The following is a 12,358-nucleotide window of genomic DNA, read 5'->3' as shown; positions in this document are numbered from 1 at the left end:
GGACACGGCGTCCTGCTGAGATTACCCCCGGCCCCTGGACCGCGCCGCCCGTGCGATGGTGACCACCGCCTTCTCCAGGGCGTACCCGGGATCGTCCCCGCCACCCTTCACCCCCGCGTCCGCCTCGGCCACGGCCCGCAGCGCCACGGCCACCCCGTCCGGAGTCCAGCCCCGCATCTGCTGCCGCACCCGGTCGATCTTCCACGGCGGCATGCCCAGCTCCCGGGCGAGATCGGCCGGCCTCCCGCCACGCGCGGACGACAGCTTCCCGATCGCCCGGACGCCCTGCGCCAGCGCACTCGTGATCAACACGGGTGCCACCCCGGTCGACAGCGACCAGCGCAACGCCTCCAGCGCCTCCGCCGCCCGCCCCTCGACCGCCCGGTCGGCGACCGTGAAGCTCGACGCCTCGGCCCGGCCCGTGTAGTACCGCCCGACGACCGCCTCGTCGATCGTCCCCTCGACATCCGCGACCAGCTGCGAAACCGCCGACGCCAGCTCCCGCAGATCGCTCCCGATCGCGTCGACGAGCGCCTGGCACGCCTCCGGCGTGGCGGACCTGCCCACCGCCCGGAACTCCTGCCGCACGAACGCCAGCCGGTCCGCCGGCTTCGTCATCTTCGGGCAGGCCACCTCGCGCGCCCCCGCCTTGCGCGCCGCGTCGAGCAGCCCCTTGCCCTTGGCCCCGCCGGCATGCAGCAGTACCAGGGTGATCTCCTCGGCGGGCGCCCCGAGATAGGCCTTCACGTCCTTGATCGTGTCGGCCGACAGGTCCTGCGCGTTGCGTACGACGACGACCTTGCGCTCCGCGAAGAGGGACGGGCTCGTCAGCTCGGCGAGCGTGCCGGGCTGCAACTGGTCCGGGGTCAGGTCCCGTACGTCCGTGTCGGCGTCGGAGGCCTTCGCGGCGGCCACCACCTCCTGCACGGCACGGTCGAGCAGCAGCTCTTCCTGGCCCACGGCGAGCGTCACGGGGGCGAGAGGGTCGTCATTCGCAGTCTTCCTGGCCATCGCGACAAGCATCCCACGCGGCACTGACAACCAGGCCTACGGTTCTTCCCGCCAGCCCTCCCACTCACCGGCGAACCGGTCCAGCTCCCCGGGGTCCAGCCGCTCCTCCTCGTCCCTCAGGACGACCAGCCACTGCGCGTCCTCGGCGTCGTCCTCACCGGCCAGCGCGTCCCGCACCAGCTGCGGCTCCTCGACGACCGCGAACCGCTCCCGCAGCGCCTCCACCACCTCTTCCGCAGCATCACGGTCGGGCAGCACCAGCACATGTCGCACATCACTCACGCCGGCCATTGTCCGACACCGGTTCACGACCCAGCCGCTCAGCCCTTGCGGACGACCTGCACGTCGAGGTCGACCTTGATGCTCGGCCCCACCACCGCGATGCCCCGGGCCAGCATCGTCTGCCAGCTCACCGTGAAGTCGTCCCGGTGCAGTTCGGTCGTGGCCCGGCAGGCCGCCCGCACCTCGCCCTCCATTCCGTTGCCCAGCCCCAGGTACTCCGTGTCCAGCGTGACCGTGCGCGTCACGCCGTGCAGCGACAGCGCCCCCGTCACAGCCCACCGGTTCCCGCCCTTGTGCACGAACCGTTCGCTGTAGAACTCGAGGGTCGGGAACCTCGCGACGTCCAGGAAGTCCGCCGACCGCAGATGGTCGTCGCGCATCCTCATGTTGGTGTCGATGGACGCCGCGTCGATCACCACGTGCATCGCCGACTGCTCCAGCGGCTCGGTGATCCGTATGACTCCCGCGAAGGACTTGAACCGTCCGTGGATCCGGGCGAGTCCGATGTGCCGCGCGGTGAAGCCGATCGAGGAGTGCGCCGACTCGATCTCCCAGTCTCCGGGCCCCGGCAGCTCCGGCGGCCGGGCCACCTGGAGCATCACGTCGCCGAGCGACGCGAGCGAGTTCTCGGCGACCTGCGTCGTCGCCCTGTACGGCGTGTACCCCTCCGCCGACACGGCGAGCCGGTACTCCCCCGCGGGCACCGTCGTCATGAACGAACCGAACGGATCCGCTCCCCCGCTGACCACCGGACGCCCCATGGCGTCGGTGACCGCGAACTCCGCGTGCCTGACCGGTTCGTTGACCGGGTCGAGTGCCCGGCAGGCCAGCACTCCGGCGCTCGGCGGCATGAACACCGCCGCCAGGGGACTCGTCCGTTGCACCCGATTGGTTCGGCTTCCCAGCCAGCGGCCGATCATGGACACCTCGCGCGGCTCGAAGTCAGCTGTTTGATCACGGTTGACCGAGGAGGCATTCGACCACCGATGAGGCTTTCGAGGCAACACGAGACCACATCACGGGAATCCAGCACTTGTGCTGGGACTACGCGCGAGTAGCACCATGTGGCCCAAGTGGGGTTTCTGGCCCCTGTGCCCCTTCTGTCCTCACCGCTTCATCGCCCCTTCCCTGCCCTGTTGAACCTCAGTCAGGATCAGCTCTCCTGGCCGGTGCCCCGAACCGTCGGCACCGAGCCGAGTTCGATACCGAACCTCTCCCGGTACACCCCGAGCACCTCCTCGTCCGCCCCCAGCTCCCGCTCCTGACGGCTGCCGTCGGCCCCGGTCACGGTGAACCTGCGGCCGCTGAGCGTGATCCGTCCTCCGTCCTCCGTGACCCGCGAACAGACCAGCGACCGCGTGAAGTGCGACACCGGCGACGTGCTGTGCCACCACACCCCGGCCACGAAGTCCCCGAGCACCCGCGGCCGTACCTCCAGCCGGTACTGCGGTCTGCCGTCGCGGATCACGTCCAGGTCCGCCGCCTCCATCGTGTCGTGCCCACCGCGCACCCCCGCCGCGTCCGGCTCCGCCTCGACGATCCGGAACGTGCCCCCGGGATCCTCCTGTTCTCCCCTCTCCCCGAACGCCAGCGGCAGGTGACAGTGCGCCCCGAACCCGACGTCGGCCAGCCAGTCGCCCCCGTCCACTGTCCGCACCCGCAGCGCGAGATGGTCGTACGGGATCCCGAGCCGCTCCCCGTCCCCGTAAACCCGCGCCGCGAGCAGCGCCACGTCGTACCCCAGCGCGGCCAGCAATGACCCGAATGCGCCGTTGAGTTCGTAACAGAACCCGCCCCGCCGGGCGCCCACCACCTTGTCCAGCAGCCGCTTCTCCTCCAGCACGATCTCCTCGCCGAGATGGATCGAGAGGTTCTCGAACGGCACGGTCTGAAGGTGGCGCAGGTGCAGTTCGCGGAGCACGTCGACGGTGGGCCACGCCGGGTGCTCGACTCCCAGGCGGCGGAGATAGGCATCAACCTGTGCTGAGTGCATGCCCTCAGTCTCGCGCCACCCTCAGCTCCCCGCCCCCTCCTACGACCGCCAGTGCGCCGTCCCGGTCGGTCCGCAGCACCGCCGCACCCCCGGCGCGCAGCGCCGCGACCGTGCCGGGCGCCGGATGCCCGTACCTGTTGTCCGCACCGCAACTGATCAGGGCCAGCCGCGGGGCCGCCCGGCGTATCAGGCCGGGGTCCTGGTAGGCCGAGCCGTGGTGGGCGACCTTCAGCACGTCCACGCTCTCCAGCGCCTCGGCGGCCGGCGATCTCGCCAGCGCCCGCTGGGCCGGGGGTTCGAGGTCCCCGAGGAGCAGCAGGCGCAGCCCGGATGACCGGACCAGCATGGCGACACTGGCGTCGTTCGGCCCCTCCGGCGCCGGGTGGGCCGGAAGCAGGTGCGGATGTGAGCCCGGTGGTGGTGTCGGAGGCTGGCTCGGGGGCGGCCACACCACCTGCCAGGACAACTCCCCCGTGCGGCGCTGCTCCCCGGCGGCGGCCCGCCTCACGGGAACCCGCCGGGCCGCCGCCTGTCTCCGTACGAACGCGGCCTGGTCAGCGGGCTCTTCGAAGCCGGTCGTCTCGATCGCGCCCACCGCCCGTCCGCGCAGCACCCCGGGCAGGCCCGCCACGTGATCGGCGTGGAAGTGGGTGAGCACGACCAGCGGAATCCTGGTGATGCCGAGTGAGCGCAGGCAGTGGTCGACGAGCTGCGGATCGGGTCCCGCGTCCACCACCACGCCGCTGCCCTCGCCCGCCGCGAGCACCATGGCGTCGCCCTGCCCCACGTCGCACATCACCAGCCGCCAGCCGGGCGGCGGCCAGCCCGTGACCACCCGGGTCAGCGGCGGCGGCTGCACGACCACCAGCACCAGCACCAGGCCGCAGACCCCGCACCACCAGGGGTGCCCGAGCAGCCGCCGCCCCACGAGCAGCACCGCCGGCGTCACGGCCGCGAGCAGCGCCGCACCCGCCCAACTGCCCGGCCAGTCCACTCCCGCTCCCGGCAGCGCAGCCCCGGTACGGGCGACCTCCGCGATCCACTCGGTGGGCCAGTGCGCACACCATGCCAGGGCCTTGGCCACCGGCATCGCCATCGGTGCCGTGGCCAGTGCCGCGAAGCCCAGCACGGTGGCCGGCGCGATCGCGAATTCCGCGATCAGATTGCACGGCACCGCCACCAGGCTCACCCGCGCCGACAGCACGGCGACGACGGGCGCGCACAGGGCCTGCGCTGCGGCAGCGGCGGCCAGCGCCTCGGCGAGCCGCGGTGGCACGCCGCGCCGCCGCAACCCGGCGCTCCAGCGCGGCGCGAGCGTGAGCAGGGCGCCGGTGGCCACGACGGAGAGCAGGAACCCGTAACTCCGGGCCAGCCACGGGTCGTACAGCACCAGCAGCAGGACCGCCGTCGCCAGCGCCGGGATGAGTGATCTGCGGCGGCCGGTCGCGAGGGCGAGCAGCGCGACGGCTCCGCAGGCCGCGGCCCGCAGCACGCTCGGATCCGGTCTGCACACGACGACGAACCCGAGTGAGAGCACGCCCCCGAGCACCGCGGTCGCCCGCAGGGAGACACCGAGGCGAGGCGCGAGCCCCCGCCGCTCGACGTGCTGCGCCAGGCCCGGCGGCCCGAGCAGCAGGGCGAGCAGAATCGTGAAATTAGCCCCGGAAACGGCCAGAGTGTGCGTGAGGTCGGTCTCCTTGAAGGCCTCCTCCAGCTCCGGGGTGATCCGCGAGGTGTCCCCCACGACCAGCCCCGGCAACAGGGCCCGGGCATCCGCCGGCAGCCCGTCGGTCGCCTCCCGCAGCCCGGCCCGCAACCGCCCTGCGAGCCGCTGAGCAGCCGAGGGTTCCCCCACCACCTCCGGTTCGGCCTCGCCCCGCACCCGCAGCACCGCCGCGACCCGGTCTCCGCCCGTCATCGCGGGCGCCAGCCGTGCGCCGACCCGCAGCCGCGTCGACGGCAGCAGCCCCAGCCACGGCGAGCGCACCGGCCGGAGGGCGGTCTGCCGCCCGTCCCCCGCAGACCCCGTCGCGGGTACGGGCCGCCCATCTCCGACGGCCCCGGTCGCCCCGCCCGCGGGTGCCGATCGCCCACCCTCGGCGACCCGGCCGGCCGACTCCACGTCGACGATCAGCAGCACCGGCGTCCGCGTCACCACCGTCGCGCCACCCGCCTCCTGGACGCGCCGTACATCGGCGTCGATCAGCACGGCGGTCGGAGCGACATGATCGCCCCGGACCTTCGGCCGGGTGAGCCGGGGGTCGGAGGTGATCTCGACCTCGGCGGTCACTGTCGCGTACTCCCGCGCCAGGCCGGGCACGGGCCCCCGGCGCAGATCCGCCCCGTGCAGCCCGGCCGAGGCGGCAGCCGCGGCCACGCACAGCAGCACGGCGGCGGCCGACGCCCGCGACCAGGAGGCCCACCCGGCTCGCCGGGTCAGCGGCAGCAGGGCGACGGCGGCCAGACAGCCGGCCACGATGCCCAGGACCCACCCCGGCGACGCGTCCAGCGCCAGCGCCGCCGTGCCCCAGGCCGCGAGGGCGGGTGGGACGAGCCGTAGGTCCGTGGGTGCTTCCTGCCGCGGACGGGCACTGCCCAGCCGCTTGCCGGAGGAGGCGTGCACGGACGACCGGGCGGGAGGGGCGGACCCGGTGGGAGGGGCCGGTCCGGCGGTGAAGGCCTCAGGTGCCGCCTCGTCCCGCCGCGCCGGCAGCTCGGCCCCGCTCATGGCCGTACGAGATTCCGCAGATCGGCGAAGCGCCGGTCGCCGATGCCGTTCACCTCGCGCAACTCGTCCACGGAACGGAAACCGCCGTGCTGCGTGCGGTAGTCGATGATGTGCTGCGCCAGCACCGGGCCGACACCCGGCAAGGTGTCGAGCTGGTCGGCGGTGGCCGTGTTGAGCGAGACGGGAGCCCCCGGCAGCAGTCCGCCCGCCGCCGCACCGGCCGTGCCTCCGGCAGCCGTACCTCCCGTCCCGGTCCCCGCGGCGGGGGCCGGTCCGCCCACGATCACCTGCTCGCCGTCCACGAGGAACCGGGCACGGTTGAGACCGTCGGTCTTCGTGCCGGGCTTCACCCCGCCCGCCGCGCGCAGCGCGTCCGCGACACGTGAGCCGGCCGGCAGCCGATGGATCCCGGGTTCGCGGACCTTGCCGCCGACGTCCACGACGATCTCGGCCGCACCTGTCGCCTTCGTCGCCCCTGCGGGCGCACCCGCTCCGCGTCCCGGCTCTGCCGGTCCGCTTTGCTCCCGCTCTGCGTAGGGTGCCGCCGCTCGCACCACCTCGGGCGGCCGTACGGACTGGGTCCGGCCCGCCCAGAAGTGCTGCACGGCGAACGCCGCCGCGACGACGAGCACCACCGTCAGCGCGAGCACGCTCCGCCGCTCCAGGCCGCACCTCGCCTGCAACCACACGGGCATGCGCTCCCGCACCGCGAGCCCGGCCCGCTCCCGCCAGGCCCCTTCCTCAAGGCGACCGCCCCCGCCGACTGTCCCGGCGCCCGCCCCACCGTCGACACCGACGGGCACACGGGCAGACACCGCATCGGCATCCACACCGGCCGCCGCAGCGGTCCCCGGCCGGCCCAGCCCGTGCCGAGCACGCCCTACGGCAATCGTCTCCTCGGGCGGGCCGTGGCCCGACTCCCGCCGCTCCCCGCCCCGTTCGGCATGCTCGCCGAACAGCACCTCCGCGCGCCGGCGGAGTTCCTCCGCCGAGGCATGACGGTGCCGTGCCCGGCCGCGTGCGACAGGCCGGTGACGACGGTGACGGATGCGGCCGTCGGACGCCGGTCCACGGCCGGGCCCGCTGGTCGCAGTCGCTGTGCGTGAACGTGATCGAAGTGCCATGCGACGAGGATCGGCCACGTCGGCCCTCTCACGATGATCTTGCTCAATTCCCGGGGACAACGGCCGACTTGTGGATAACCCGGCCACCCACACGGATGATCAGAGCCCGCCGTAACCGTTCACTGCGGCGAAACCACGACCCCCAGCAACCCGGGCCCGGTGTGCGCCCCGATCACCGCCCCGACCTCGCTGACATGCAGATCGGCGAGCCCGGGCACCCGTGCCCGCAACCGGTCGGCGAGTGCCGATGCCCGGTCCGGCGCGGCGAGATGGTGGACGGCGACGTCGACCTGGCCGCTGCCCGCCCGCTCGGCCGCGATCTCCTCGAGGCGGGCGATCGCCTTCGACGCGGTCCGCACCTTCTCCAGCGGTTGGATACGGCCGTCGGCCAGTTGCAGCAGCGGCTTCACCGCGAGCGCCGAGCCCAGCAGGGCCTGCGCGGCACCGATACGGCCGCCGCGGCGCAGGTAGTCGAGGGTGTCGACGTAGAAGTAGGCGGACGTGCCCGCGGCCCGCTTCTCCGCGGCTGTGACGGCCTCGTCCACCGTGCCGCCCGATTCCGCTGTCTCCGCCGCGGCGAGCGCGCAGAAGCCGAGCGCCATCGCGATCATGCCGGTGTCCACCACCCGCACCGGCACCGGTGCCTGCCGCGCGGCGACGACGGCCGCGTCGTACGTACCGGAGAGCTCGGCGGAGAGATGGAGGGAGACGATGCCGGTGGCGCCGGACTCGGCGACCTTGCGGTACGTCTCCTCGAAGAGTGCGGGGCTGGGCCGCGAGGTCGTCACCGGGCGCCGCTTCTGCAAAGCCTGGGCGAGGGCGCGGGTCGAGATCTCGGTGCCCTCCTCCAGCGCCCGGTCGCCGAGGACGACGGTCAGAGGTACCGCTGTGATGCCGTGGCGCTCCATCGTCCGGGCCGGCAGGTAGGCCGTTGAATCGGTGACGATCGCGACATGGCGGGACATGAGCTGGAGGTTACCTGCCGTAGCGCCCGTGCGGCAGCCCGGCCCCCGTGCCCCGTGACGCGAGTGGCCGGATCAAGTGGTGCTCTCGGGGCGGGGCTTCTTCTGCCAGGGGTAGGTGGGGCGCGGTGCCGGCGGGGTGATGGCGGGCCGTGCCGGCTCGTCCGCCGGGCTCGACTGCGGGGTCTGCGGCCAGGTCTGCCCGGCCGTTGCGGCATCGGCGGCGGGTGCCTCGGGCCACGGCCTCGCGGCGGGCTGCGGATCCGGAGAGGAGGCGGCCTGGGACTCCGGCGTCGTCGTCCAGTGCCGTAGCGCGCCGGCCTCCATGTCGATCTGGGCGCTGAGTGTGTCCAGGTCGTCCCCCGCGAAGCGGCGGGCGCGGTCGCGGGCCGCCCAGCGCAGGGCGTCCGCCGACTGTGTGATGCGTTCGGTGCGCTCGCGCAGCTCGGGCAGCCGCTCGCCGAGCGCGCCGCGGTCGGGCTCGGACTCCAGGCGCTTCAGCTCGTCGTCCAGCTCGTGCCCGTGCGCGCTGAGCCGTTCGAAGAGGCCGATGGACTCCTTCAGGGACTCGTCCTCGGCGACGGCCGCGTGCAGCGCGTCCTGGGTGGCACGCATGGAGGTGCGCAGTTTCAGCCGGAGTTGGGCGAGCTCGCCCGCGGCGCCCGGCTGGGCGAAGGACTTGGCCCGCAGGGTGTGGTCCTCGACCGTGCGGCGGGCCTGCGTGATGCCGCGGTCCACACCGCGCTTGGCGGCGCCGACCACCTTCACCGTGGCGTACACACCGAGCCCGAGAAAGAGCATGAAGAGCAGAGCGAATACTGCGATCACTGCGTCCACCGGCTCCTCCTCAGGGCTTCTCGGCACATCTCACGCGCTCTTCAACGGTAAACGCAACAGGCAGGCCCGGAGTTCCAGAAAAACCCCGAACCTGCCCGTAGGGGACCACCCGGAGAGCGGCCCGCAGTGCCTGGCGGCTACGCCGGGACGATGTTCACCAGCTTCGGCGCCCGCACGATCACCTTCCGGATCCCGGCCCCGCCCAGCGCGGCGACGACCTTCTCGTCGCCCAGCGCGGCCTTCTCCAGCTCGTCCTCGGAGATCGACGGCGGGACCTCCAGCCGCGCCTTGACCTTGCCCTTGATCTGGACGACGCAGGTCACGGTCTCGTCGACCACGTACGCCGGGTCGGCCACCGGGAAGTCCTGGTGCACCACGGAGTCCTCGTGCCCCAGCTTGCGCCACAGCTCCTCGGCGATGTGCGGGGCCAGCGGCGCGACCATCAGCACCAGCGGCTCGGCCACGGAGCGCGGCACCGCGCCGCCCGCCTTGGTCAGGTGGTTGTTCAGCTCCGTGACCTTGGCGATGGCGGTGTTGAACCGCATGCCCTCCAGGTCTCCGCGCACGCCGTCGATCGCCTTGTGCAGGGCGCGCAGCGTCTCCTCGTCCGGCTCGGCGTCGACGACGGTGACCTCGCCGGTCGCCTCGTCGACGATGTTGCGCCACAGCCTCTGGAGCAGCCGGAACTGGCCCACCACCGCGCGCGTGTCCCAGGGGCGGGAGACGTCCAGCGGGCCCATCGCCATCTCGTACAGACGCAGTGTGTCGGCGCCGTACTCCTCGCAGATCTCGTCCGGAGTGACCGCGTTCTTCAGGGACTTGCCCATTTTGCCCAGCAGCCGGGAGACCTTCTCGCCCTGGTAGTAGTACGCGCCGTCGCGCTCCTCCACCTCGGCGGCCGGCACCGCGATGCCACGGCTGTCGCGGTAGACGTAGGCCTGGATCATGCCCTGGTTGAACAGCTTGTGGAACGGCTCCGCCGAGGAGACGTGCCCCAGGTCGTACAGCACCTTGGACCAGAAGCGCGCGTACAGCAGGTGCAGCACGGCGTGCTCGGCGCCGCCGACGTACAGGTCGACACCGCCGTGCGGCCGGCCCTCGCGCGGGCCCATCCAGTACCGCTCGATCTCCGGGTCGACCAGCTGCTCGCTGTTGTGCGGGTCCAGGTAGCGCAGCTCGTACCAGCAGGAACCGGCCCAGTTGGGCATGGTGTTGGTCTCGCGGCGGAACTTGCGCGGACCACGGCCGTCGCCCAGGTCCAGCGTGACGTTGACCCAGTCCTCGTTGCGGGACAGCGGCGTCTCGGGCTGGGTGTCGGCGTCGTCCGGGTCGAACGTGCGCGGCGAGTAGTCCTCGACCTCGGGCAGCTCCAGGGGCAGCATCGACTCGGGCAGCGCGTGGGCGATGCCGTCCTCGTCGTAGACGATCGGGAAGGGCTCGCCCCAGTAGCGCTGGCGGCTGAACAGCCAGTCGCGCAGCCGGAAGTTGACGGTGCCCTCGCCGGTGCCGGACCGCTCCAGCCACTCGGTGCTGCGCGCCTTGGCGTCGACGACACTCAGGCCGTCCAGGGAGACGCCCTCCCCCGTGGAGTTGACGATCTTCGCGTCGTACGACACGAAGGCGTCGTCCCACGTCGAGGTGTCGGTGCCGCGGCCGTCGGTCGGCTCGACGACGCAGTTGACCGGCAGCTCGAAGGCGCGCGCGAACTCGAAGTCACGCGGGTCGTGTGCCGGGACCGCCATGATCGCGCCGGTGCCGTAGCCCATCAGCACGTAGTCGGCGATGAAGACCGGGATCTGCTCGCCGTTGACCGGGTTGGTCGCGTACGCGCCGATGAAGACGCCGGTCTTGTCCTTGGCCTCGGCCTGCCGCTCCACGTCGGACTTGGACGCGGCCTGCGCGCGGTAGGCGGCGACGGCCTCCCCGGGGGCCGCGTGACCGCCGGTCCACACCTCGTGGGTGCCCTCCGGCCAGGCGGCCGGGGTGAACTTCTCGACCAGCGGGTGCTCGGGCGCCAGCACCATGTAGGTGGCGCCGAACAGGGTGTCCGGGCGGGTGGTGAAGACCGTGATGCGCTCGCCGTCGATCGGGAAGTCGACGCGGGCGCCCTCGGAGCGGCCGATCCAGTTGCGCTGCTGGAGCTTGATGGCCTCGGGCCAGTCCAGCTCCTGCAGGTCCTCCAGCAGCCGGTCGGCGTAGGCCGTGATGCGCATGTTCCACTGGCGCAGCTTGGCCTTGAAGACCGGGAAGTTGCCGCGCTCGGAGCGGCCGTCGGCGGTGACCTCCTCGTTGGCCAGCACGGTGCCCAGCCCGGGGCACCAGTTGACCGGCGCGTCGGAGGCGTAGGCCAGCCGGAACTCGCCCAGGACGTCGGCCTTCTCGGCGTCGCTCAGCTCGCTCCACGCGCGCGTGTGGCCCGGTACGGGCCGCTCACCCGACTCGAACTGGTCGACCAGTTCGGAGATCGGGCGGGCCTTCCTGGCATCGTGGTCGTACCAGGAGTTGAAGATCTGCAGGAAGATCCACTGGGTCCACTTGTAGTACTCGGGGTCGATCGTGGCGAACGACCGGCGCTTGTCGTGACCCAGGCCCAGCCGGCGCAGCTGGGACTTCATGTTCTCCATGTTGGCTTCGGTGGACACGCGCGGGTGCGTGCCGGTCTGCACGGCGTACTGCTCGGCGGGCAGGCCGAAGGCGTCGAAGCCCAGGGTGTGCAGGACGTTGTGGCCGGTCATCCGCTGGAAGCGCGCGTACACGTCCGTGGCGATGTAGCCCAGCGGGTGTCCGACGTGCAGGCCCGCACCCGAGGGGTACGGGAACATGTCCATGACGAACTTCTTGGGCTTGGCGACGGCCCCCTGGTCGCCCGCCAGGTCGCCCTTCGGGTTGGGCGCGCCGTAGGTGCCGTCGGCGTCCCAGAAGTCCTGCCAGCGTGCCTCGATCTCGGCAGCCATGGCGGCCGTGTAGCGGTGCGGCGCTGCCACCTCGGGGGCGGCAGCGGGGTTCGTCTCGCTCATGATCCTCAAAGCTCCATCGATCGTCTCTGCCTGCGGCTGTGTGGTTCGAGAAACGAAAAATCCCCTCGCACAGGAGGGGACGCCGCGCCGATTCCGGCCACTCGACTCGTCCGGTGGCCGGGACTGATCAGCGCGGCCCGCTAAGCAGAAGGCGTACGGCACGCATGGCGCTAGGGTACCGCAGGCCCCCAGCGCGCCGCGAGGCGCTTCCGGGGGCCGTCTCGGTGCCCAAAAGCTGAACCAAGGTCAAAGGTTACTTCGCGTAACAGCCGCTAAGGGACATCACAACAACCGCATTGTCCTTTGATAACAACGCAATAACCCAAACCTGATACCCATCGGTATGGCTCCGCTTAGAGTGCGGCAGCGGGACCGCTTTCCCGAACCGCTCGGAGTTGCCCCCA

Annotated in this window: 9 protein-coding genes; all 9 read right to left on the bottom strand. The window is 72.2% G+C overall.

The features are described 5' to 3' along the window. Nucleotides 1-21: 21 nt before the first annotated feature. The 9 genes from holA to leuS all read right to left on the bottom strand — a co-directional run bounded on the left by holA (nt 22) and on the right by leuS (nt 11,954). Nucleotides 22-1,011, bottom strand: coding sequence for a DNA polymerase III subunit delta (gene holA, locus AOQ53_RS11800; RefSeq protein WP_179948488.1), 990 nt, complete (start codon nt 1,009-1,011; stop codon nt 22-24). Between the two features lie 36 nt (nt 1,012-1,047). After that, entirely contained in the window at nt 1,048-1,293 is a 246-nt protein-coding gene (locus AOQ53_RS11795; protein WP_078945276.1) for a ubiquitin family protein, read from the bottom strand. 38 nt (nt 1,294-1,331) lie between these two features. Then, entirely contained in the window at nt 1,332-2,213 is an 882-nt protein-coding gene (locus tag AOQ53_RS11790; protein ID WP_099054580.1) for a YceI family protein, read from the bottom strand. Between the two features lie 233 nt (nt 2,214-2,446). After that, nucleotides 2,447-3,286, bottom strand: coding sequence for an arylamine N-acetyltransferase family protein (locus tag AOQ53_RS11785; protein ID WP_059416963.1), 840 nt, complete (start codon nt 3,284-3,286; stop codon nt 2,447-2,449). 4 nt (nt 3,287-3,290) lie between these two features. Then, nucleotides 3,291-6,014: a ComEC/Rec2 family competence protein gene (locus AOQ53_RS11780; RefSeq protein ID WP_408055155.1), complete on the bottom strand. Its 2,724-nt coding sequence runs from the start codon at nt 6,012-6,014 to the stop codon at nt 3,291-3,293. Beyond that, nucleotides 6,011-7,138, bottom strand: a complete 1,128-nt coding sequence (locus AOQ53_RS40840) for a ComEA family DNA-binding protein (protein ID WP_099054579.1) — start codon at nt 7,136-7,138, stop codon at nt 6,011-6,013. The genes AOQ53_RS11780 and AOQ53_RS40840 overlap by 4 nt, the downstream gene beginning before the upstream one ends. 119 nt (nt 7,139-7,257) lie before the next feature. Then, nucleotides 7,258-8,103 (bottom strand): DegV family protein, encoded by an 846-nt coding sequence (locus AOQ53_RS11770; protein ID WP_059416962.1) that lies wholly within the window; start codon nt 8,101-8,103, stop codon nt 7,258-7,260. Nucleotides 8,104-8,175: 72 nt separating this feature from the next. Continuing rightward, a complete protein-coding gene (locus AOQ53_RS11765) occupies nt 8,176-8,937 on the bottom strand; it encodes a hypothetical protein (RefSeq protein ID WP_059416961.1) in 762 nt (253 codons plus the stop codon). A gap of 137 nt (nt 8,938-9,074) precedes the next feature. After that, nucleotides 9,075-11,954 (bottom strand): leucine--tRNA ligase, encoded by a 2,880-nt coding sequence (gene leuS / locus AOQ53_RS11760; protein ID WP_059416960.1) that lies wholly within the window; start codon nt 11,952-11,954, stop codon nt 9,075-9,077. Between the last annotated feature and the right edge of the window lie 404 nt (nt 11,955-12,358).

The organism is Streptomyces azureus, from assembly GCF_001270025.1.
Taxonomy (GTDB): domain Bacteria; phylum Actinomycetota; class Actinomycetes; order Streptomycetales; family Streptomycetaceae; genus Streptomyces; species Streptomyces azureus.
Note: the sequence above shows the minus strand (reverse complement) of the source record. Positions and strands in the feature narration are given on the sequence as shown.

Bases quoted from the DNA above. Each gene is read 5' to 3' on its own strand.
- AOQ53_RS11790 (WP_099054580.1), bottom strand. From the start codon at position 2,213: ATGATCGGCCGCTGGCTGGGAAGCCGAACCAATCGGGTGCAACGGACG.
- AOQ53_RS40840 (WP_099054579.1), bottom strand. From the start codon at position 7,138: ATGGCACTTCGATCACGTTCACGCACAGCGACTGCGACCAGCGGGCCC.
- AOQ53_RS11780 (WP_408055155.1), bottom strand. From the start codon at position 6,014: ATGAGCGGGGCCGAGCTGCCGGCGCGGCGGGACGAGGCGGCACCTGAG.
- AOQ53_RS11770 (WP_059416962.1), bottom strand. From the start codon at position 8,103: ATGTCCCGCCATGTCGCGATCGTCACCGATTCAACGGCCTACCTGCCG.
- AOQ53_RS11785 (WP_059416963.1), bottom strand. From the start codon at position 3,286: ATGCACTCAGCACAGGTTGATGCCTATCTCCGCCGCCTGGGAGTCGAG.
- leuS (WP_059416960.1), bottom strand. From the start codon at position 11,954: ATGAGCGAGACGAACCCCGCTGCCGCCCCCGAGGTGGCAGCGCCGCAC.
- holA (WP_179948488.1), bottom strand. From the start codon at position 1,011: ATGGCCAGGAAGACTGCGAATGACGACCCTCTCGCCCCCGTGACGCTC.